This is a genomic window from Acinetobacter sp. RW6 (assembly GCF_041956835.1).
Lineage (GTDB): Bacteria > Pseudomonadota > Gammaproteobacteria > Pseudomonadales > Moraxellaceae > Acinetobacter > Acinetobacter calcoaceticus.
Genome location: NZ_CP167121.1, coordinates 1 through 21,424, shown reverse-complemented (window position 1 = coordinate 21,424; position 21,424 = coordinate 1). Strand labels below are relative to the sequence as shown.

The window sequence follows — 21,424 nt, the reverse complement described above, 5'->3', positions numbered from 1 at the left end:
AAGCATGGCATTTGATTTAGTCCAATACTTTGCTGAGCAGATAAAAATTCAAAAGCCTCAGCTTTTAAATCAATATCCAGTTAATGAAAAAAATAAACTGATTGATGAGGTGAATATTCTTACGCTTGGAAAACTGATTAGTTTATGGCGCCAAGATGACAATAAGATTTATCATGAAATAAAATCGGCAGATCCACTTTATATTCAAGAAGTTGCTCGACATTTAACAACTTCTAAGCATAACCAGTCAACTTTAAAAAATGCAGAACTAGAACAGAGTATTTCTGAAATTTTAACTTTGCAATTGGCAGAACTTAACCAGCTCGATGAAACAGGTGGTTTTGGACATAATGGCTTAAAAGAATTAATTTTAGGTCAAGTCGAACACTTATCAGGTCAGGCAGAAGATTGGGTTTGGTCAACAAACCACCTAAATGAATTAATTGGTTCTAAACCTGTGGAACAAGAAGAGCTATCATTGGATACAACAATGAAGGAGTTCAACCAAATGGTTCACCAAGCCCAACCTCATCATGATGACTTGCATATTGAAGAACAAGCTGTCGAAATTTCTGTACCGACATGGTCAAAGATTATTGCCCCTGTCGTTGCTTTAGCAATTTTGGGCTACCTCTATTGTATTTATACACAGCTCGTTTAGTTTGATCATTGTTATAAAAAGGGGAATTTGTTATTCCCCTTTTTTTTGATTAAAACCAACATATTTTATTAATCAATATTGTATTAATATTCTATTACAATTGTTTTATCTAAATTTTAAAATATATAATGTAAACCGCAGCACAGTATTAAAAGTATAATGTAAAAGCAATCTTATAATATTTTTTATAATCTGACATTTTCCGTCACTTATTGCCTAAAACTAAAACATCACACTTTATTTGATTGATTGACTTAAAATCGTTCAGAAATATAATGAATTTCAACTACTTTTAGGAAAAAGTAGTAAATATAATTTTAGAATCCTGAGAGATAAAAACATGGCTAAACTTTCTTTAGATAGCTTAACTGAAATTGATGGTTTTATTGCTTCTGCACTTGTTGATTCAGAAAGCGGTTTATCACTTGCAACACAAGGTGGTGGGGAAATTGATTTAGAATTGGCTGCTGCTGGAAACACGGAAGTAGTTCGCGCAAAGCGGAATATCGCCAATGCATTGAAATTAAATGATAATATTGAAGATATTTTAATTACCTTAGGTAAGGCTTACCACTTAATTCGACCTCTAGAAAGTAATAATAATTTGTTCCTTTACTTAGTGCTTGATCGTGCTAAATCGAATTTAGCTATGGCTCGTCATGAGTTAAAGTCATTTGAAAAAGAGCTAGACTTTAGCTAATTAATCTAAGATGTGCTTTTTATATTTATTATAAAAAGCACATTAAAACCTCTATCTTATTCAATAAAATTTAATGTGATACTATGGATAGGCATTGCATAAATATTGCAACTTCTGGTTTAAGTTCAAAAGTTTCAGATGAATTAAAAATACTAATCAGAAATTTTATATCTAATCAATACGGTATTAATTGGGTTAATATTTCAAGCAATCATATTGATCTATTATTAATTAACGAAAATTTTTTTGACTCTGACAATATTCAAAATGTTCTTCAAAAGAAAAAGTTTCCTTATTTAAAAATTAGTAAAACTCCTTCAAAAAATGGATATCAAGTTTATGAACATACTCTATATCTGCCACTAGAAAAAGTAGAACCTTTATTAGAGTGGCTACAAAAAAATCTATTATCATTTTTAAATCAAAATAATGTTGCGATAGTTCCAGATTTATCTACTGAGCTCCTCATTATTGATGAGCAATTTATAAGAAATTTACATAGTCCAGAAAATACTAAATTACATTTATTTGATGATAAAGGCACTCTAGCTATTATTGATAATAGAGCTCAAATTGCTTGGATAGAACCCTCTCGTCAAAAAGCACATACTAATATGAGCTTTAACTTTGCTTTTGCTAAAACATCGGATTTTACTAAGGTTTCTCGTAAAAAAAGTTATTACTTACAAGACTGGTTATGGAACCTAATTTGGTGTTCAAAAGACTTTGAAAATTTAGCTTCAGTTGATGGTTACTTCAAAATCGATTATTGGCCACAGCCCTACCAAAAAGAATATAGAAAAGTGAGTCTACAACTCTCCGCATGTTTTATACAGGGTGCAAAAATTATTGATGTTGCTAAACAACTCAACTTATCAATCGACGATGTCTTACGCTTCGTTACGGCTTGTATAATGGCAAATAACGGAAGATTTGTTTCTGCGAATAAATGCTCTTACGCACCAAGCTCTCATTTAGAAAATTCAAATATAGACAATCATTTTTTAAAAAATTTTATAGGGAAGATTAGACGCCGCTTTGGTCTTTAGGGAACATTATGATTATACAGCAATATAAAATTGTCTTTGCAGGCAGCATGGGGGCTGGAAAAACAGAAGCGATTAAATCGTTGTCTGAGATTCCAATTCTGGAAACAGAAGCATTCAATACTGATGTACAAAGTCACCAGAAAACCCAGACCACTGTAGGTATTGATTATGGTGAAATTACTCTAGATGATGGAATCAAAATTGGATTATATGGAACACCTGGGCAAAGCCGTTTTGATTTTATCTGGTCGGTCATTTGTGAAGGTGCAATCGGTATTATTTTATTATTAGATCATAATAGTCCGAATTCAATTGACGAACTAAATGACTACTTAAAAACCTTTAAAAATTATAATGATAATATTGTGATTGGTATTACTCATATTGATGAAAATAAAGAATCCTCTCTTCAGCAATATCGTAATTGGATAAAAGCAAATGAACTACCTTATCCCTTATTCTTCATTGATGCACGAGAGCAAGAACACATTTTAATGATGGTTGAGTCATTAATTGCATCACTTGAAGTTAAGGTCGGGGCAACATCACAGGGGAATAATCATGCTTAGTATTCCAACTCAAAAACGAACAGCACCAACGCAATTGCTACAACTCGCAAAAAGTGAAGCTCACAATATTTTGATGAATACACGTGGCGTAGATTTCGTGATGATTTGCTCTTCAGATGGTTTTGAATTAGCAACAGTGAGCCATAAAAACTACCATAACACCACAAAGTTAGCAGCGGTGAGTAGCTCAATTTTGGCAATGGTCACTGCATTTTTAAAAGAGATTAAACTCACAGGTTGTAATAACATTACGCTAGACGCAGATAATGGCAAAGCCATTTTGACAGCTATTCCTGCTGTTCATCACCCAATGGTCATGGTCACCTTAAGTAATAAAGAGGTTCTTTTGGGACAACTACTGTATAGCTTGAAAAAAGCAAGCCAGATCATTGCTGAGGCAGATGGAGAATAGATCATAATTCTCCACTAAAAAAATACCGCTCATATAGAGCGGTATTTTTATTAAATTTGAATACTAAATAGCATTTGCCGTTTTTTTACTTGTTGCCCTTGCTGTCCTAAAATATCTTCGACTACTCCATCGACATCAGATCTAATCTGTTGCTGGATCTTCATAGCTTCAAGTACCAGTAAGGTTTGCCCTTTCACGACTTGATCGCCCTTATTGACCAAGATATTGATCACAGCACCATCCATAGGTGCACGAATTTTACCATCTCCCGCAACATTGGCCGTTTCTGGAGCAGCGTAAGTCACATTGCGAATCGCAACATTGCCATTGTCTCGATCTAAATAAAGCTGATCGCCGTCTGAAACATATTGAACACGGCGGCGTATACCATCAACAAAATACGTTAGCTGCTCATCTGTCTTTTCAATGACTTCAATACAAAAAGTTTGATCACAGAGCTGTACTGTAAATGTGTTATTTACAGATGAAACCTGTAACTGGATTTGCTGATCGTCATATTTTAGTTTTAAGGGTAATGGAACACCAAGTCCAGTTTGCCACACCGCAGTACCTTTACTTTGGCTAAATAATGCCGCGGCAATAGCCAAGGTTTCTAAAGATAAAACCTGAGAGTGTAAGCTGTCGTCATCTTGAAAATGCTGTTGAATGAATGCGGTATTCGTATCACCAGCGACAACGATCGGATGACGTAATAAATTAACCAAGAACTGTTTATTGCTGTTCACGCCCAGCAAAACACAATCATCTACAGCACGAGCCAGCAGACGAATCGCATCCTCTCGAGTTTTACCGTATGCAATCACTTTAGCCACCATCGGGTCGTAGAAAGGGCTAACTTCATCTGTTGCTAACATGCCATGATCAATTCGTACATTTGGCAAAATTATGGGCTTCCAACGTAAAACTTGACCTGTTTGCGGCAAGAAATCTTGACGTGGATCTTCAGCATACAAACGGACTTCAATTGCATGGCCCTTGATGGACAATTCATGTTGTTGCAATGGTAAATACTCACCATTGGCGACACGCAATTGCCATTCAACCAAATCTAGCCCTGTAATAAGTTCAGTGACTGGATGCTCAACCTGCAAGCGCGTATTCATTTCTAGAAAATAGAATTCACCCGATGCATCAAGCAAAAACTCAACAGTTCCCGCGCCTACGTAAGTACATGCTTTGGCAGCAGCAACAGCGGCCTCTCCCATTTGCTGACGCAGTTCGGTTGTCATGACTGGACAGGGTGCTTCTTCTACCACCTTTTGGTGACGGCGTTGAATCGAACAATCACGCTCAAACAAATACACATAATTGCCATGCGTATCACCAAAAACTTGAATTTCAACATGGCGCGGCGCAATCACTGCTTTTTCTAAAATAAGCTCACCTGAACCAAATGCATTTTCAGCTTCTGAACGTGCAGTTTGTAAAGCCTCTACAAGCTCGGAGGACTGCTGAACCAAACGCATACCACGACCACCGCCACCAGCAGAAGCTTTCACCATAATTGGAAAACCAATCTGTTCTGCCTGTATTGCTAAATATTCAAGGTCTTGCCGATCTCCCTCGTAACCAGGCACGCAAGGTACACCCGCTTCAATCATGGCAATTTTTGAAAGTCGTTTACTCCCCATTAACTCAATTGCAGAGGCTGTCGGACCGATAAAAGTAATTTGGTTATCGATACAGGCCTGAGCAAAATCGGTATTTTCTGACAAAAAGCCATAACCTGGGTGTACAGCATCCGCGCCTGTTTTTTTGCAAGCTTCTATAATTTTGGTAATTGAAAGATAAGATTCAGATACTTTAGAAGCTCCAATATAAACTGCTTCATCAGCTTCTTGCACATGGCGAGCATTACGGTCTGCATCGGAATAGACCGCCACAGTTTGATAACCCATTGCCTTTGCTGTCTGCATCACCCGAACTGCTATTTCACCACGATTGGCAACTAGTACTTTTGAAAATTTCATTATTTTTATCCTTATCTTTTATTGCTCATCGGCCCAATTCGGCAACCGTTTTTGAATAAAAGCCATCGTTCCCTCTTGCCCTTCAGCACCACCAACCGTTTGAGCAAACTGCTGTGCTGCGTCATCAAGTAAATGATTTAATGGTTCATTGAGTGTTCGATGTAATAGTGCTTTCGTCATACGTGAAGCTTGTGGTGCAGCGCGCTTAATTTGCTGAATAGTTTCCTGTAATTCCTGTTCTAGCTCTAATTCATTATGAGCAATCTGATGGACTACTCCGACACTGAGCGCCGTAGGTCCTTCAAAACGCATCCCCAACAAAGCAAGTCGTCTAGCCTGAGTTAAACCAATACGCTTCACTACAAAAGGAGCAATTTGTGCAGGAATTATTCCTAGCCCAGTTTCAGGCAATCCAAACTGGGCATTGTCACGGCTAATCGCAACATCGGAAACACATGCCAGACCAAAACCACCACCTAGAACAGCCCCTTCTAAAATCACCACAACCGTCTGCGGGGCGGTTTCAACTTGCTCAAGCATGACACCAAAACGGCGGTTAAAATCAGCATAAGGTTGTAGGCTACCGACATTGCTCGCTTCAACTCGCAAAGCTGCCATGTCTTTAATGTCACCACCTGCGCAGAAAGTTCCTCCTTCACCACGGATGATGACCGCACGAATTGAAAGATCATCTTGAATAGCAGCAAAGACCTGTTGAATCGCATTAACCATATTCAAATTCATGGCATTACGGCTCTCTGGTCGATTTAACCAGAGGTATAAAATACTGCCGTCTTGTTCTAATTGAATGCTGTCATCAATATCTAAAGCTTGTAGAGATTTGGAAAGTGTCATGGCTTATTCCTTATTTTATTTCTGTTTTTTAGGCAGGATGTCCATCAACTTACAAATAATCCCCAACATAATCTCATCGGCTCCACCGCCAATAGACCCCAAGCGACCGTCACGGTAAAGCTGAGATGCAGGGTTATCCCACATAAAACCATTACCCCCCCAATATTGCAGACAGCTATCTGCAACTTCACGAGTTAAACGTCCTGCCTTTAGTTTTGCCATTGAAGCCAGCATGCTGACATCCTCACCTGCAATATGCTGCTCGCAAGCTTGATAAGTTAAAGCTTTGAGAGCTTCCACTTCAGTCATGAGTTCAGCAAAGCGGAAATGGATATATTGGTTATTGATGAGTGGCTGACCGAAAGTCGTACGCTCTTTGGTATAGGCAATGGTTTTTTGAATTAATGTTTCCAATCCTCCAATCGAATTGGCACATGCCCACAGGCGCTCTTCCTGAAATTGCATCATCTGCATCATAAAACCCATGCCTTCTGCACCGACTAAATTACGCTGCGGTACACGCACGTTATCTAAATAAACTTGTGCTGTTGTAGTTGAGCGCATTCCTAATTTATTGAGCGGTTCAGAAAAACTAATGCCTTTAGTTTTTGCGGGTACAATAATCATCGATTTATTGACGTGTGGTTTATCGTCAGAAGTGTTGGCTAAAAGGCAGAAAAAGTCGGCTTGTAATGAGTTGGTAATCCACATTTTGCTGCCGTTAATCACATAATCATCACCATCTTTTTTGGCCGTAGTTTTAATTGCAGCCACATCAGAACCAGCATGAACTTCAGATACAGCAATCGATGCCACATATTCCCCAGCAATGGCTGGTGTTAAAAACTCATCACGTAATTCTTTACGACCAAAACGTGCGAGAGCTGGTGTTGCCATATCGGTTTGTACACCAATTGCTAAGGGTACCCCGCCACAAGTCGCACGTCCAATTTCCTCGGCAACCACAAGGTTATAAGAATAATCTAAAGCTAAACCACCATTTTCTTCAGGCTTACAGATTCCTAATAAACCAAGGTCACCCATCTTTTTAAATACATCATGAATCGGGAAACACCCCGCATCTTCCCATTCCGGAATATTCGGATTTAGCTCATTTTCAACAAATTGACGAGCTGTACGGCGTAATGCTTCATGTTCGGCAGTAAACTTCATTAGATTCTTCCTGATAATTTTTTTAATTGCGGTAAAAGTTGCTTAAAAGCGAGACACCCCAAAACGGCTTGGATTCAATGTCCGCTGCTGTGCTTCATAAATGGTTTGTAAAAGGAAAATTAGTAATTTTCGGGTATCGCGAGGGTCAATAATGCCGTCGTCATGCAACATGGCAGTGTTGAAAAGTGCTGTAGACTGTTGCTCCAATTTCATGGCTGTACTTTGCTCCAGAAAATCGAGCATTTGTGGATTAGGCTCCTGACCTGAAGCTTTTTGCTTGCCTTCGGCCACAATACGTAAGACTTTTCCAGCCTGAGCGGCGCCCATTACAGCAACATGTGAGTTCGGCCAAGCAAAAATGAAGTCTGGCGATAAACTACGTCCACACATCGCATAGTTGCCAGCTCCATACGACCCGGCTACCACAACCGAGATTTTAGGTACGGTACAATTGGCCACAGCCTGAATTAATTTTGAACCATGTTTGATAATACCGTTTTGCTCTGCATCGGTACCCACCATAAAACCAGTAGTGTTATGCAAGAACAATAGGGGACGCTGTGTCTGTTCACACAGGTGAATAAACTGAGCTGTTTTCGCCGCACCTTGAGGGGTAATCGGACCATTATTGGTGATAATACCGATATGCAAGCCACCAATTTTTGCCCAGCCACAAACAGTTAAATCGTCATATTCCTGCTTAAATTCAAGAAAATCTGAATCATCAACAATTCGGGCTACCACCTCTTTCATATCGAATGGTTGTTTAGGATCACTTGGAATCACACCCAATAATTCATCGGCATCGTAACAAGGTTCTTTATAGACTGCATCAACTGGTTTGATCTGTTCTTTCCAGTTTAGATGCTCAAAAATTTCACGTGCAAGTCGAATACCATCGGCATCATTTTCTGCCAAATATTCAGCGGTTCCGGCAATTTGAGAGTGCATTTCTGCTCCGCCCAATTCTTCAGCCGTTGCCACTTCACCAGTTGCAGCCAAGAGTAATGGAGGGCCTGCAAGCAACATTTCGGTCTGTTTACGTACCGCAATCACATAATCAGAAAGCCCAGGTTGATAAGCTCCACCTGCTGTCGCATTACCATGTACAACAGCTAGTTGCGGAATACCTGCTGCTGAAAGGCGGGCCTGATTGGCAAAGGTCATACCACCGTAGGTAAATACTTCTGCTGCATAATTCAAGTTAGCGCCACCACTTTCGGTTAGCGTAATCAGCGGAAGTTTTTGTTCTAAGGCAATTTTTTGCAAGCGTAAGGTTTTCTGTACGCCCATGGGCGACATGGTTCCACCCTTAATTGCACTATTACTTGCAGAGACTAGGCAACGCACGCCACTAACAAAACCCATACCAGCAATCACGCCACCACCAGCTTCAGAGCCATCTTTATCATCATGCATGTTGTAGCCAACTAAACCACAAAGTTCGATGAAAGGAGAGTCGGCATCTAGCAATAACCGCACGCGTTCATGGGGCAAAATTTTGCCTTTTTTATCGAACTTTGGTTTAGCAGCGTATGATTTATCAATGCTTTTTTGCTGAATTGCACGAACCTCACTCAACTGAGCAAGGAGTACATCTTTATTCTTTTGATACTGTTCACTACCAATAGCAATTTCAGATTGGAGAATGGTCATTCTTTATCCCTCACTCCAAGCCTGAATTATTGTTTTGCTCAGCTTTTTCAGTCTTATCTTTTTTAAAAATTTCAGGGATAAACGCACGATGGAAACCGTTATAAGATTCGCTATTTGTCGCATCGCCTAGCGGATACATTCGTGTTCCCTGCGATGCTGCCCCATCAATACGTAAGGTCACACCAGAGACAAAAGCCGCAGCATCAGATAACAAATAGCAAATTGCTGATGAAACTTCTGACTCGGTTCCCATGCGCTTTAAAGGCACATTGCCAGCAAGACTTGGAATAATCACCTTGGCAAAATCACCGCTATAATTATCCATGCCAGATGAAACAATCCAACCCGGCGCTACAGCATTCACTCGAACGCCAGATTTCCCCCACTCGACCGATGCTGTTTTGGTTAAGTTATCAACCCCTGAACGTGCAGCACCTGAATGTCCCATTCCTGGCATGCCGCCCCACATATCGGCAGTCATGTTGACAATACTGCCACCATGTTTTGCCATCCATTGGTTATAAGCCTCACGCATTAAATAGAAAGTTGAATGCAGATTATTACGCACGACTGCATCAAAACCATTTGCCGAGATATTTTCTAACGCCGAAGGAAACTGACCGCCCGCATTATTAACTAAACCATCAAGCTTGCCGAACTTCTCAATCACTTCAGCAATCATATTCTTAACTTGTTCTTCTTCTCGGTTATCACACACAACAAAATGAACGAGTCCGCCATCTTCTGTAATTTCCTGGCTTACTTTTTCCAGTTTTTCAATTTTGCGTCCTGTAATTACGACTTGGGCTCCTAACGCGGCAAGCTCATGTGCAGTACAACGACCAATTCCTGAGCCTCCACCGGTCACAATAATGACTTTATTGGCAAAGGCATCTGGTCTAAAAATTGATTGATAACTCATCTTTGTTTCATCCATTCATTTTATTTTTCTAAAAGATTTGCCGGAACTTTTACAGGCATATCCAATAATTGTTGAGCAAATGCTTTGCCTTGTGGGTCAATACGCAGGCTTGCAACACCACCACCACCCAAGGCATTTTCCAACATAAAATTCAACGCATTTAAACCCGGCAATTCATAACGAATTACTCGTCCTTTTTCAGCATCCAAAACATGTTGCATATAGCTTGCAACAGCTTGCTCTGTGAGTGTTGCACGAATCCAAGGTAAATATTCTGCTTTACGCGCAATGACCCCAATATTGCTATGATTGCCTTTATCTCCACTACGAGCATGCGCAATTTCAATCAAAGGAACTTCAATTTCATCTCCTTGATAAACCGCACTTTCACCAGCTTGTAACGTATTAATTTCCTCTCTAGAAAAATCTTGAGACACCTCAACTGGATAGCGCTGTCCATCAAAATCAACTTCGATATTGACCTGATTTTTATTAATTAAAAAAGAAAATAACTTAATTACTGGAGATGCTTTAGGCCGACCACCAACAATACCAGCCAAAGCTGGAGCCATTCCTGTTGAAGCCTGTGCAATTTCAGATGCAAAGAACATACAAGCTTCTTTAAACATATGCTTCACAGCAATTTTGACGACTACTTCGCGGCTATTTAATGCTTGGGCATGTGCGCCATAAGTACTTTCGATGCCTAAAATTTCAACAGACTTTTCACTAAAAGGAGGTACTGAACGCATTGCTAGCACACGCTCACATTTAGTTAAAATGGCATCGGCAATGACTTGCGCTTTATGTGGTGCTTCACGTCCTGCAATTAGAAAACTGACTAAAACCCGATAGCCATCAGGATAAGTCGCACTCACTTTATATTGTGCTGTAGGCGCTTGCCCGGTTGCACCAGTCACACGTACTCGATGCTCACCGACTTGTTCTAGCTGCACCTGACTAAAATCAGCAATCACATCTGGTAATAAATACGCTTGTGGATTGCCAATTTCATACACGATTTGCTCTGCAACTGTTGCTGTAGATACGAGACCACCTGTCCCGTGTGGCTTGGTGACTACAAATGAGCCGTCCTCACTGACTTCAACCACTGGAAATCCCATATTGTCGAAGCCTTGCACTAGGCGCCAATCAGTAAAATTACCGCCTGTACATTGAGCACCACATTCAATCACGTGTCCTGCCAATGATCCTTGAGCCAACTTGTCATAGTCATCGAGCGACCACTGATATTCATGAAGCAAAGGAGCAAGAACCACAGCCGAATCTACAACACGGCCCGTAATCACAATATCTGCGCCTAAGTTTAGGGCATCACGAATGGCCACAGCACCTAAATAAGCATTACTACTCGCTACCTGATCTGGTAAGGGTTCGCTGCTAAACATTTCTTGAATATTTTGTTGTTTAAACTGTTCTTGCTTTGCTAAAAGATCATCACCTAAGACCACAGCAACTTTAAGATTTAACCCATATTCACTAATTATTTTTTGCAAAGCATCCCGACAAGCAAGCGGATTTACCCCACCTGCATTACTAATCACCTTAATCTTTTTTTCTGCAATTTTTTTAAGTAGAGGTGCCATCACTCGGCTGACAAAATCTAAGGCATAACCATATTTCGGCTCTACCATTTTCGCTTTTGCCATAATCGACATCGTAATTTCTGACAAATAATCAAAAACCAAATAATCAATATCGGTTAAATGCACTAATTGAAAAGCAGCAGTATTGGTATCTCCCCAAAATCCGGAGGCGCAACCTATCTTTACGACACGCTCATCATCCTGTTGATTACTTGCCATCTTATTTCTCATTATTTTGTTTAAAAATTATTCTCAACATTACCAAGCAAGCGCTTGGTTTGTAAAGAGCAAAATGTTATTGTGATGTTGACCAAATCTTCCAAAATCGATAATCATTCTGAAATATGGTGAGATTTAGCAAAAAATTTTAGTATTCATTTTTTATTTAAAGGACCAAACCGCACGCATGATTGCTACTTCAATTGAACAGATTCCAAATATCTCTTGCTTTGATGACAGCCCACGTGGTCGTTTATTACAAGGTGCCGCATACCTATTTCACAAGCAAGGCTATGACAAAACTACTGTGCGTGAACTAGCTCAATTTATTGGAATTCAATCGGGAAGTTTATTCCATCACTTCAAAAGTAAAGATGACATCCTTGCCCATGTGATGGAGCAAACCATCATTTATAACCTCGCCCGTTTAGAAGATGCAGCAACTCAATCTACAGATCCAGAGCAACAATTACGTGCCCTAATTAAAGCAGAACTCATCTCGATTACTGGAGATACTGGGGCTGCCATGGCTGTGTTGGTTTATGAATGGTTTGCTCTTTCAAAAGAAAAACAAGATTATCTATTGAAAATGCGTAATGAATATGAGCAAATCTGGTTAGATGTTATTGAAAAGTTACGCACAAAGGGCAAGATAAAGCATGATGCCTTTATTTGGCGACGTTTAGTTGGTGGGGCGATTTCATGGACCGTCACTTGGTATAAACCTGAAGGAAAGGTCAAAATTGATGAAGTGACCGAAATGGTTTGGGAGATGGCTTTGAAATGAGTTCAGTCTATTTACGTAAACCTCAAATAAATGACTTGGCTGAAATTAAAGAAGCTTATGAACGCAGTGTTCAATTGCATCAACCTTGGACATATCCACCCTCTGACTTTCAACACTACCTAGTACAAGAACATCGCTATTTCGTTTGTCTAGAGAAAGACCATACAATTGTCGGAACTTTTAATATCTCTAACATTATCAAAGGTTATTTTCACTCGGCTTACTTAGGTTATGAAGTATTTCACCCCTATCAAGGCCAAGGATATATGAAAGCAGGTCTGAAATTATTACTCAAAGAGGCATTTGAAAATTTAAACTTGCATAGACTTGAAGCAAACATACAACCTGAAAATATTGCTTCAATTCATCTGGTTGCAAATGCTGGTTTTATCAAAGAAGGTTTTTCTCGACAATATCTTCGAGTAGGTGGAAAAGAGTGGAAAGATCATGAACGTTGGGCAATTTTAAATGAAATCTGGAGTGAAACCGCAGGGTAAATAGATCAAGAATGAGATAAGGCAGCTTAAAAGCCACCTTATAAATAGAGTTAATAACCCAACTGCTTGCTAATCAAATCTTTCATAATTTCTTCAGCCCCACCGCCAATCATATTCACCTTAACTTCACGGTAAATACGTTCAGACTTAGTTCCACGCATGAACCCCATACCACCCAAAGTTTGCACAGCTGCATCAGCACAAAATTGCATAGTACGTGTAGCAACATTTTTAAGCATTGAAATTTGAGCTACAAGCTCTGGCCCTTGTAACTTCGGCTGAGTCATTTTCCAAGCAGTTTCTTCAAGTAATGCTCGCGTTGAAGTCAATTGTGTTGCCATATCCACTAACTTATGACGGACTACTTGATGATCAATTAATCGCTTACCAAAAGTTTTACGTTGCTGGGCCCAATCTAAAGCCTCTTCATAACACACTAGAGCATAGCCATAAGCCACTACACCTAAGAAAAAACGCTCCATATTAAAGTTATTCATAATGACTTTAAAACCAGCATTCTCTTTTCCTAAAAGATTTGATACAGGCACTCTCACTTGGTCAAAATGCAAATGAGCTGTATCGGAAGCCCACCATCCCATTTTCTTTAAGGGTGTTTTAGTGATTCCTTCACTCTGGGCATCAATGAGTAACATCGAAATACCTTCAGCACCCGATTTAGTCGGGTCTGTACGCACCGCAACTGTATAGTAATCAGCGCGAATTCCTGAAGTGATAAAGGTTTTCTCACCAGAAACAATATAATAATCACCCTCTCGAACGGCCTTAGTCTGAAGTGCAGCAACATCTGACCCACCACTTGGTTCAGTAATGGCTAAGGCCGAAATTTTTTCACCAGAAATAATACTCGGGAGAACTCTAGCTTTTAATTCTTCACTACCAAAATGCTGAATCGGTGGTGCACCAATGGTATGCACCATCAGCGAAATATGAACCCCACCCGAACCAGCCTTCGCCATTTCAATACCAGCCAACAATGAATAGAATGGATCAGCATCTGGAATACCACCATATTCTTCAGCAAACCCTAGTCCCAATAAACCAATCTCAGCAGCCTTCTTATAAAGTTCTCTTGGAAATGTCTCTGCCTCATCCCATTCATTGACAAAGGGTGCCATTTCTTTTTGTACAAATCGACGAACATTATCTGCAAAAGCAATGTGTTGTTCATTATAGTAAATTGGGTTGGATTGCATTTTTAGAGATATCCTGATGTTTTTATTTAATTCCAAGGTATATCTTGGCATGTTTGGCATCAATCAAAAGTTGCAAGAATCTCCAATTTCTTGGCATAAAACATCAAACCCAATTATTCTTATTAAAATGCAAAGTCTATACTCTTAAACAGCAACGAAATCCACGAACCGCGTAATATGATTGCGCACCATTATGATAAACAAAAACACGACCATAACGACGGTCAGCGAAAAGCGCTCCTCCTAATTTTCGAATCTCATCTGGAGTTGCAAGCCAACTTGATGTTTTAAGATCAAACTCACCTAACTTTTGTAATTGATGATATTGCTCTTCTGTTAGAAGTTCGACTCCCATTTCTATAGCAATATCGATTGCACTATTTTTAGGTGGGTGATCTTTTCTAGACTCTAAAGCTTCACGATCATAACAAAGACTTCTACGGCCTTTTGGTGTCTCAGGAGAGCAATCCATAAACAAATATTCATCACTATGTTTGTTATAAGCCACCACATCCGGCTCTCCTCCAGTATTTTCCATTTCTTGCAATGACCACAGTTTGTCAGGAGATTTAATTAGTTTAGTCTGTACACTCAACCACTCTATTCCTTTATGCCGATGTGAATTCTTTTCAAATCTATCTTTTAGTAGCTCAATCAGCGTTTCTATTTGCTTTGGAGCTAATTGCTTTTTAATTACCATTGGGTAAATCCTTGTATTTATTAAGCTGAACGTCCATCAAAATAATTTATTTTTATTTTTTCTAAATCCATGTCATCTATGCATCGAACATTAATAGCAAAAATAGCATTACCCTTTTCATTTGTACCTTAAGCATAAGGATGAATACCACAAATTTTACATAAAGGATGGTTAATCACATGTTTGTTAAAAGTGTAATTCGCCAAATTTTCAGGGGTTTCTAAAGAAATCTTAACTTGCTTACTCGGTAAGAACAAAAGCAAAGAACCTTTCTTCTGGCATATTGAACAATTGCAAGATAAAACCTCTGATAACTCTCCTTCCGCTACAAATTTAATCGAACCACAATGACAACTTCCTTGATATTTCATTTTTCTTACTCTTTATAATTCTCATGCTACTTACTTTTCCAGTTTAAAAAATAACTTTCCATATAAAAATGTAATCTAATTCTACTTAAGTTTGAATTTAAAAGCCTATATTTTGGTTTAGAAGCCCATTTCTAAATCAGAATGAGCTCAAAATTTCCTTCATATATAAAAAAGAACTCTATAAGAGTTCTTTTTATTGCCTTTAATTTCATTAAATTCTTTATTTTCGTCATTTATTTCAGACATAAAAAAACACCCCCAACTGTTAAGTTGAGGGTGTTTGAATAATGAGCTGGCGATGACTTACTCTCACATGGGAAACCCCACACTACCATCAGCGCTAAGAGGTTTCACTTCTGAGTTCGGGAAGGGATCAGGTGGTTCACTCTTGCTATGGTCGCCAGCACAACTGGTATGGATACTTGCATTGGTCTTATTAGTTGCCGATGCGTTTTCCAAATCTTTACAGATGGGCTGATTGAGTCTTACTTTATTTTGTTCATTTTAGCTAAGCGTATAACTAAATCAAGTTGCTTTGCATATTAATGAATCGATTGATGCTTTATATACAACTGCTTGGGTGTTGTATAGTCAAGCCTCACGAGCAATTAGTATTGGTCAGCTTCACATATCACTATGCTTCCACATCCAACCTATCAACGTCCTAGTCTCGAACGGCTCTTTAGAGGACATAAAGTCCTAGGGAAATCTTATCTTGAGGTAGGCTTCCCGCTTAGATGCTTTCAGCGGTTATCCCTTCCGAACATAGCTACCCGGCGATGCGACTGGCGTCACAACCGGTACACCAGAGGTTCGTCCACTCTGGTCCTCTCGTACTAGGAGCAGATCCTCTCAAATTTCCAGCGCCCACGGTAGATAGGGACCGAACTGTCTCACGACGTTCTAAACCCAGCTCGCGTACCTCTTTAAATGGCGAACAGCCATACCCTTGGGACCTGCTTCAGCCCCAGGATGAGATGAGCCGACATCGAGGTGCCAAACACCGCCGTCGATATGAACTCTTGGGCGGTATCAGCCTGTTATCCCCAGAGTACCTTTTATCCGTTGAGCGATGGCCCTTCCATACAGAACCACCGGATCACTAAGACCTACTTTCGTACCTGCTCGACTTGTGGGTCTCGCAGTTAAGCGCGCTTTTGCCTTTATACTCTACGCGTGATTTCCGACCACGCTGAGCGCACCTTCGTACTCCTCCGTTACTCTTTAGGAGGAGACCGCCCCAGTCAAACTACCCACCAGACATGGTCCTCGCCCCGGATTACGGGGCAGAGTTAGAACCTCAACATTACCAGGGTGGTATTTCAAGGACGGCTCCATTGGAACTAGCGTTCCAACTTCAAAGCCTCCCACCTATCCTACACAAGTAAGGTCAAAGTTCAATGTCAAGCTGCAGTAAAGGTTCACGGGGTCTTTCCGTCTAGCCGCGGGTACACTGCATCTTCACAGCGATTTCGATTTCACTGAGCCTCTGCTGGAGACAGCGCCGCCATCATTATGCCATTCGTGCAGGTCGGAACTTACCCGACAAGGAATTTCGCTACCTTAGGACCGTTATAGTTACGGCCGCCGTTTACTGGGGCTTCGATCAAGAGCTTCGCTTACGCTAACCCCATCAATTAACCTTCCAGCACCGGGCAGGCATCACACCCTATACGTCCACTTTCGTGTTTGCAGAGTGCTATGTTTTTAATAAACAGTTGCAGCGGCCTGGTTTCTGTGGCTGTCATCAGCTCAGGAAGCAAGTTCCATCACCAACAACAGCGTACCTTCTCCCGAAGTTACGGTACCATTTTGCCTAGTTCCTTCAGCAGAGTTCTCTCAAGCGCCTTGGTCTACTCGACCTGACCACCTGTGTCGGTTTAGGGTACGATTCCTGTGTAACTGAAGCTTAGAGACTTTTCCTGGAAGCATGGTATCAGCCACTTCGCTGTACAAGTACAGCTTGCTATCAGATCTCAGCATAGAGCACCCCGGATTTGCCTAAGATGCATGCCTACTTCCTTTCACCTGGACAACCAACGCCAGGCTGACTTAACCTTCTCCGTCCTCTCATCGCATTACACAGAAGTATTGGAATATTAACCAATTTCCCATCGACTACGCCTTTCGGCCTCGCCTTAGGGGTCGACTCACCCAGCCCCGATTAACGTTGGACTGGAACCCTTGGTCTTTCGGCGAACGGGTTTTTCACCCGTTTTGTCGTTACTCACGTCAGCATTCGCACTTCTGATACCTCCAGCATACTTCTCAATACACCTTCATCGGCTTACAGAACGCTCCCCTACCACTTGACTTAAAAGTCAAATCCGCAGCTTCGGCACATAGTTTTAGCCCCGTTACATCTTCCGCGCAGGCCGACTCGACTAGTGAGCTATTACGCTTTCTTTAAAGGGTGGCTGCTTCTAAGCCAACCTCCTAGCTGTCTATGCCTTCCCACATCGTTTCCCACTTAACTATGATTTTGGGGCCTTAGCTGGCGGTCTGGATTGTTTTCCTCTTGACTACGGACGTTAGCACCCGCAGTCTGTCTCCCGGATAGTACTCATAGGTATTCGGAGTTTGCATCGGTTTGGTAAGTCGGGATGACCCCCTAGCCGAAACAGTGCTCTACCCCCTATGGTATTCGTCCGAGGCGCTACCTAAATAGCTTTCGGGGAGAACCAGCTATCACCAGGCTTGATTAGCCTTTCACCCCTATCCACAAGTCATCCCCTGGCTTTTCAACGACAGTGGGTTCGGTCCTCCAGTTAGTGTTACCCAACCTTCAACCTGCTCATGGATAGATCGCCTGGTTTCGGGTCTATACCCAGCAACTAAACGCCCTATTAAGACTCGATTTCTCTACGGCTCCCCTATACGGTTAACCTCGCTACTGAATATAAGTCGCTGACCCATTATACAAAAGGTACGCAGTCACCGAACAAGTCGGCTCCCACTGCTTGTATGCATGCGGTTTCAGGATCTATTTCACTCCCCTCACAGGGGTTCTTTTCGCCTTTCCCTCACGGTACTGGTTCACTATCGGTCAGTCAGGAGTATTTAGCCTTGGAGGATGGTCCCCCCATATTCAGACAAGGTTTCACGTGCCTCGCCCTACTCGTCATCATTATGTGTGCCCTTTCGTGTACGGGAATATCACCCTCTACGTTCGCACTTCCCAGAGCGTTCCACTAAAACACACATAACTTAATGGGCTGATCCCCGTTCGCTCGCCGCTACTAAGGGAATCTCAATTGATTTCTTTTCCTAAGGGTACTGAGATGTTTCACTTCCCCTCGTTCGCCTTGCAACACTATGTATTCATGTTGCAATACCTACCTTAAAGTAGGTGGGTTCCCCCATTCAGAAATCTCCGGATCAAAGGATATTTGCCGCCTCCCCGGAGCTTATCGCAGGCTATTACGTCTTTCATCGCCTCTGACTGCCAAGGCATCCACCACATGCACTTAATTACTTGACTATACAACCCCAAACAGTCGTTATTACCTACAAGGAGTAATAAGACATGATCAATGATTTCTCATCAATCTCTTACAGTTTGAAGTACTGTGTATTTAAACACTGTACAGCTTCAATCTAATTCATATACCAAAACGCTTGATTCAGTTAATTTGCTAGTTCTCAATTAATTCCAAGATCAGAATTACTTCTTCTCTTTTCATTATTGAGTGAACAATTTATTTCAGACTCAATTTTGCCAATCTGTTAATGAATAAACATGCCTTCGTCAGGTCATGCTTAATACCGTGATACTTAAATCACAGAAGTTAATAAACTAAGATCTTACAACCTCTATTTACTAATTTCTGTAATCCGAACTTCTCTTAAGTTCTGGTGGAGACTAGGAGAGTCGAACTCCTGACCTCCTGCGTGCAAAGCAGGCGCTCTACCAACTAAGCTAAGTCCCCAGCTTACATCATCAGTTATGTATCTTCTTTTCTATAACTTCAACCAGTCAAAGTCATGGTGGGTCTGACAAGACTTGAACTTGTGACCCCACGCTTATCAAGCGTGTGCTCTAACCAACTGAGCTACAGACCCTCAGATACATCTATGAAGAACAACTTGTTGTGGATTCTTACCAATCGTCAATCTTTCGTTAAGGAGGTGATCCAGCCGCAGGTTCCCCTACGGCTACCTTGTTACGACTTCACCCCAGTCATCGGCCACACCGTGGTAAGCGTCCTCCTTGCGGTTAGACTACCTACTTCTGGTGCAACAAACTCCCATGGTGTGACGGGCGGTGTGTACAAGGCCCGGGAACGTATTCACCGCGGCATTCTGATCCGCGATTACTAGCGATTCCGACTTCATGGAGTCGAGTTGCAGACTCCAATCCGGACTACGATCGGCTTTTTGAGATTAGCATCCTATCGCTAGGTAGCAACCCTTTGTACCGACCATTGTAGCACGTGTGTAGCCCTGGCCGTAAGGGCCATGATGACTTGACGTCGTCCCCGCCTTCCTCCAGTTTGTCACTGGCAGTATCCTTAAAGTTCCCGACATTACTCGCTGGCAAATAAGGAAAAGGGTTGCGCTCGTTGCGGGACTTAACCCAACATCTCACGACACGAGCTGACGACAGCCATGCAGCACCTGTATGTAAGTTCCCGAAGGCACCAATCCATCTCTGGAAAGTTCTTACTATGTCAAGGCCAGGTAAGGTTCTTCGCGTTGCATCGAATTAAACCACATGCTCCACCGCTTGTGCGGGCCCCCGTCAATTCATTTGAGTTTTAGTCTTGCGACCGTACTCCCCAGGCGGTCTACTTATCGCGTTAGCTGCGCCACTAAAGCCTCAAAGGCCCCAACGGCTAGTAGACATCGTTTACGGCATGGACTACCAGGGTATCTAATCCTGTTTGCTCCCCATGCTTTCGCACCTCAGCGTCAGTGTTAGGCCAGATGGCTGCCTTCGCCATCGGTATTCCTCCAGATCTCTACGCATTTCACCGCTACACCTGGAATTCTACCATCCTCTCCCACACTCTAGCTAACCAGTATCGAATGCAATTCCCAAGTTAAGCTCGGGGATTTCACATTTGACTTAATTAGCCGCCTACGCGCGCTTTACGCCCAGTAAATCCGATTAACGCTTGCACCCTCTGTATTACCGCGGCTGCTGGCACAGAGTTAGCCGGTGCTTATTCTGCGAGTAACGTCCACTATCTGAAGGTATTAACTTCAGTAGCCTCCTCCTCGCTTAAAGTGCTTTACAACCATAAGGCCTTCTTCACACACGCGGCATGGCTGGATCAGGCTTGCGCCCATTGTCCAATATTCCCCACTGCTGCCTCCCGTAGGAGTCTGGGCCGTGTCTCAGTCCCAGTGTGGCGGATCATCCTCTCAGACCCGCTACAGATCGTCGCCTTGGTAGGCCTTTACCCCACCAACTAGCTAATCCGACTTAGGCTCATCTATTAGCGCAAGGTCCGAAGATCCCCTGCTTTCTCCCGTAGGACGTATGCGGTATTAGCATTCCTTTCGAAATGTTGTCCCCCACTAATAGGCAGATTCCTAAGCATTACTCACCCGTCCGCCGCTAAGTGATAGTGCAAGCACCATCACTCCGCTCGACTTGCATGTGTTAAGCCTGCCGCCAGCGTTCAATCTGAGCCATGATCAAACTCTTCAGTTAAAAATCATTTTGCACCTTATTAAAGACAAGGTGCCAATTCTGGCTCATCAATTTTCTGACTTAAATTTCGCTCAAATAAACTTCGAGTAATTTAAACCAATCAATCAATGATAATATTTCGATCGATCAATCAGTAAAAATCCACACAAGTTGTTCTTCATAATCTCTTAATGATCTTCTTACTGGTTCGTCACCAGCAAGCTAGGTCGGCTATATTACTCTTAATCTCTTAAAAGTCAACAGGTAATTTCGATATTTTTAAAACTTATTCTCAAAACTAACTTCTCATCAAATTCATTACCTAAAGCAACTCACTCAATTCCAAGTAACTGTTTTTCAACAAGTTTCTATCTGCATCACCGCCGATGGATGTGCATTATAG

The 21,424-nt window shown here is 41.5% G+C and carries 15 protein-coding genes, 2 tRNA genes, 3 rRNA genes and 1 pseudogene; 7 read left to right on the top strand and 14 right to left on the bottom strand.

Annotated features, from left to right (window positions below; all coding sequences use genetic code 11):
* The first annotated feature begins 4 nt into the window (after window positions 1-4).
* The 5 genes from ACB088_RS00105 (at window position 5) to ACB088_RS00085 (ending at window position 3,391) form a co-directional block, all read left to right on the top strand.
* Window positions 5-661: a hypothetical protein gene (locus ACB088_RS00105; protein WP_092710858.1), complete on the top strand. Its 657-nt coding sequence runs from the start codon at window positions 5-7 to the stop codon at window positions 659-661.
* A gap of 340 nt (window positions 662-1,001) precedes the next feature.
* On the top strand, window positions 1,002-1,361 hold the full coding sequence (locus ACB088_RS00100) for a hypothetical protein (RefSeq protein WP_005299893.1): 360 nt from the start codon (window positions 1,002-1,004) through the stop codon (window positions 1,359-1,361).
* A gap of 83 nt (window positions 1,362-1,444) precedes the next feature.
* Window positions 1,445-2,410 carry a hypothetical protein gene (locus ACB088_RS00095; RefSeq protein ID WP_375037683.1) on the top strand — a complete coding sequence of 322 codons (966 nt, stop codon included), beginning with the start codon at window positions 1,445-1,447 and terminating at the stop codon, window positions 2,408-2,410.
* 8 nt (window positions 2,411-2,418) lie between these two features.
* Entirely contained in the window at window positions 2,419-2,979 is a 561-nt protein-coding gene (locus ACB088_RS00090; protein ID WP_375037682.1) for an ATP/GTP-binding protein, read from the top strand.
* A complete protein-coding gene (locus ACB088_RS00085) occupies window positions 2,972-3,391 on the top strand; it encodes a roadblock/LC7 domain-containing protein (protein WP_375037681.1) in 420 nt (139 codons plus the stop codon). Before ACB088_RS00090 ends, ACB088_RS00085 begins: the two co-directional genes overlap by 8 nt.
* 50 nt (window positions 3,392-3,441) lie before the next feature.
* Here the strand turns inward: ACB088_RS00085 and ACB088_RS00080 are convergent, their stop codons facing one another.
* Genes ACB088_RS00080 through ACB088_RS00055 form a run of 6 tightly spaced genes read right to left on the bottom strand, consistent with a single transcriptional unit; the run spans window position 3,442 to window position 11,814 of the window.
* Window positions 3,442-5,382, bottom strand: a complete 1,941-nt coding sequence (locus ACB088_RS00080) for an acetyl-CoA carboxylase biotin carboxylase subunit (RefSeq protein ID WP_375037680.1) — start codon at window positions 5,380-5,382, stop codon at window positions 3,442-3,444.
* 18 nt (window positions 5,383-5,400) lie between these two features.
* Window positions 5,401-6,237, bottom strand: a complete 837-nt coding sequence (locus ACB088_RS00075; protein ID WP_375037679.1) for an enoyl-CoA hydratase/isomerase family protein — start codon at window positions 6,235-6,237, stop codon at window positions 5,401-5,403.
* A gap of 15 nt (window positions 6,238-6,252) precedes the next feature.
* Complete coding sequence (locus ACB088_RS00070) at window positions 6,253-7,410, bottom strand: acyl-CoA dehydrogenase family protein (RefSeq protein WP_375037678.1); 1,158 nt, start codon at window positions 7,408-7,410, stop codon at window positions 6,253-6,255.
* Window positions 7,411-7,452: 42 nt separating this feature from the next.
* Entirely contained in the window at window positions 7,453-9,066 is a 1,614-nt protein-coding gene (locus tag ACB088_RS00065; RefSeq protein WP_375037677.1) for an acyl-CoA carboxylase subunit beta, read from the bottom strand.
* Between the two features lie 10 nt (window positions 9,067-9,076).
* On the bottom strand, window positions 9,077-9,988 hold the full coding sequence (locus tag ACB088_RS00060) for an SDR family oxidoreductase (protein ID WP_026057069.1): 912 nt from the start codon (window positions 9,986-9,988) through the stop codon (window positions 9,077-9,079).
* A 20-nt stretch (window positions 9,989-10,008) separates the two neighbouring features.
* Window positions 10,009-11,814, bottom strand: coding sequence for an acyclic terpene utilization AtuA family protein (locus ACB088_RS00055; RefSeq protein WP_375037676.1), 1,806 nt, complete (start codon window positions 11,812-11,814; stop codon window positions 10,009-10,011).
* A gap of 187 nt (window positions 11,815-12,001) precedes the next feature.
* Here ACB088_RS00055 and ACB088_RS00050 point away from each other — a divergent pair, with 187 nt between their 5' ends.
* Both ACB088_RS00050 and ACB088_RS00045 read left to right on the top strand, forming a co-directional pair.
* Complete coding sequence (locus ACB088_RS00050; RefSeq protein ID WP_056481861.1) at window positions 12,002-12,601, top strand: TetR/AcrR family transcriptional regulator; 600 nt, start codon at window positions 12,002-12,004, stop codon at window positions 12,599-12,601.
* Window positions 12,598-13,098: a GNAT family N-acetyltransferase gene (locus tag ACB088_RS00045; protein WP_375037675.1), complete on the top strand. Its 501-nt coding sequence runs from the start codon at window positions 12,598-12,600 to the stop codon at window positions 13,096-13,098. Before ACB088_RS00050 ends, ACB088_RS00045 begins: the two co-directional genes overlap by 4 nt.
* Before the next feature lie 50 nt (window positions 13,099-13,148).
* Here ACB088_RS00045 and ACB088_RS00040 read toward each other — a convergent pair whose 3' ends face one another.
* The 8 genes and pseudogenes from ACB088_RS00040 to ACB088_RS00005 form a co-directional block, all read right to left on the bottom strand.
* Window positions 13,149-14,312, bottom strand: coding sequence for an acyl-CoA dehydrogenase family protein (locus ACB088_RS00040; protein WP_375037674.1), 1,164 nt, complete (start codon window positions 14,310-14,312; stop codon window positions 13,149-13,151).
* 136 nt (window positions 14,313-14,448) lie between these two features.
* Window positions 14,449-15,012, bottom strand: coding sequence for a DUF4256 domain-containing protein (locus tag ACB088_RS00035; RefSeq protein ID WP_375037673.1), 564 nt, complete (start codon window positions 15,010-15,012; stop codon window positions 14,449-14,451).
* Between the two features lie 20 nt (window positions 15,013-15,032).
* A pseudogene (locus tag ACB088_RS00030) lies at window positions 15,033-15,383 on the bottom strand (GFA family protein).
* 290 nt (window positions 15,384-15,673) lie between these two features.
* Window positions 15,674-15,788: ribosomal RNA gene (gene rrf / locus ACB088_RS00025) — 5S ribosomal RNA — on the bottom strand.
* Between the two features lie 182 nt (window positions 15,789-15,970).
* A 23S ribosomal RNA gene (locus ACB088_RS00020) occupies window positions 15,971-18,864 on the bottom strand.
* A 372-nt stretch (window positions 18,865-19,236) separates the two neighbouring features.
* Window positions 19,237-19,312: transfer RNA gene (locus tag ACB088_RS00015), tRNA-Ala, on the bottom strand.
* A 56-nt stretch (window positions 19,313-19,368) separates the two neighbouring features.
* Window positions 19,369-19,445, bottom strand: a tRNA-Ile gene (locus tag ACB088_RS00010).
* A 59-nt stretch (window positions 19,446-19,504) separates the two neighbouring features.
* Window positions 19,505-21,042: ribosomal RNA gene (locus ACB088_RS00005) — 16S ribosomal RNA — on the bottom strand.
* Together the 16S, 23S and 5S rRNA genes with 2 tRNA genes alongside form the textbook arrangement of a ribosomal RNA operon.
* Window positions 21,043-21,424 lie beyond the last annotated feature (382 nt).